This window comes from bacterium, from assembly GCA_040757115.1.
Classification (GTDB): Bacteria; UBA9089; CG2-30-40-21; order CG2-30-40-21; family SBAY01; genus JBFLXS01.
The window spans coordinates 1-1,600 of record JBFLYA010000421.1 but is presented as its reverse complement, the minus strand read 5'-3'; the positions used below and the strand labels follow the sequence as shown (position 1 = coordinate 1,600).

Sequence of the window (1,600 nt, the reverse complement as noted above, 5' to 3'; positions counted from 1 at the left end):
TTCTCTGCGTCTCTGTGGCATCTTGCGGTGAACGGTTACAAATACTTGAAGTCCTTTTTGAAATTTGATTTGTAATTTTGCATTTTGATATTTATATTTGATATTTAATATTTGATATTTGATATTTGATATTTATTTGTTGTCTCCCTCAAATCCTATTTTGCAGAACCCTATACACTATTTTAACCTTTATGCTAGATTAAGACACCACCCTATTTTCCTTCCCTGGTTTGGGTCACAACAAAACCTAAAAGTATCCCCAGAGAAATACACAGCAAAAGAATAATAACCTTAAGCAAGCCAAAGGTAATAATTAAAAGGCCAGCTAATAAACCGATTACTGACCCAATAACCGCTCCAGGATAAGCAGATACTATTTGTATTAGTTTATCTTTTATTTCGTTCATTGGATTGACCTCCTTTATCCCCTACTCTCTACTTTAGTATATTCAATTCCTCTTAATCTGCCACCACGATGAACTACTTCTTCAACTGCAACTTTAATATCCCGAAGATTAGAGAGACCAATGATGTTTTCTAATGATTCTTTGACCCTTGCCTGGAGAGCAAGCGTGGCTTCATTAGTTGGAATATCCGACCACACACTAACAACTAATGAAAGTTTTGAGTATTTCTTCTTAAGGATTAATTTAGGTTTTATGGTTTTAATAAATGATTCTTCGCTACTTATTCTTTTGACAAAATCCTCAATCGCCTTTTTAGCCACCTTGACTTCACCATAAGGGGTTTTTTGAATAATCCCTTTTTCTTGTTGAGAAATTTTGCAGTCAACATAGAGAATGAGTAGCCCTAAAGCTATCAGCCCACATCCAATGCCTGCAAAAATCAAATTAGCATTAGGTAATTTCAGATATTCCTCCAATATGGCAAAATTACTCCATCCTGTGCCAAGTAATATTGCCTCCACACCTATCATCCCCAGAATCAACACATTGACTATTAACCCCAGTTTATTCAAGAAATTCATAAGTTTTTACCTCCTTGTGTTAGCTAATTGGTAATTAGTCACCAATTACTTGCTTTTAATTTTATCACTAATTTTTAGTGAATATCTATTTATTTTTAGTTGCTTCTTCTACATGAACACCCTGAATATACAGATTTACTCTAACTGTTTTTAATCCAGTCATATTTTCAACTGCTTTTTTAATATTTTCCTGAACCTTGCCTGCAATATCCGGGATAGAAGTTCCATATTTAATGATAATCGAAACATCCAGATTTACCTCGTCATCACCTACTTCCACCTTTACGCCTTTAGTTAATTGAGAGCCGCTGATAATTTTCGCAATGCCATTAATAATCCCTTCACTCATTCCAACTACTCCTTCTACTTGTGTTGCGGCTACTGCGGCAATAGTCGCAATTACTTCATTACTTACCTTAACATTACCTAAATTAGTTTGTTCTACCACTCGTTACTACCTCCTTGTATAAATTTTGGATTTTAGATTTTTTGTAAGCGTTCAGGTGGTGTAACAAAAGGAGATGTGGAGATTAAGGAGATAGGGAGATATTATTAAAAAAATTGAAATTAATAGAAACTAATAGAAATTTATGGAAATTTGTTGTTTTCCAC

General features: G+C 34.1%; 3 protein-coding genes. All 3 read right to left on the bottom strand.

What is annotated here, in order from left to right; all coding sequences use genetic code 11:
• Window positions 1–212: 212 nt before the first annotated feature.
• The 3 genes from AB1422_19325 to AB1422_19315 all read right to left on the bottom strand — a co-directional run bounded on the left by AB1422_19325 (window position 213) and on the right by AB1422_19315 (window position 1,436).
• Window positions 213–407 (bottom strand): DUF2273 domain-containing protein, encoded by a 195-nt coding sequence (locus AB1422_19325; GenBank protein MEW6621453.1) that lies wholly within the window; start codon window positions 405–407, stop codon window positions 213–215.
• 14 nt (window positions 408–421) lie between these two features.
• Window positions 422–988, bottom strand: coding sequence for an alkaline shock response membrane anchor protein AmaP (gene amaP / locus AB1422_19320; protein ID MEW6621452.1), 567 nt, complete (start codon window positions 986–988; stop codon window positions 422–424).
• Between the two features lie 85 nt (window positions 989–1,073).
• Window positions 1,074–1,436, bottom strand: a complete 363-nt coding sequence (locus tag AB1422_19315; protein MEW6621451.1) for an Asp23/Gls24 family envelope stress response protein — start codon at window positions 1,434–1,436, stop codon at window positions 1,074–1,076.
• Window positions 1,437–1,600 lie beyond the last annotated feature (164 nt).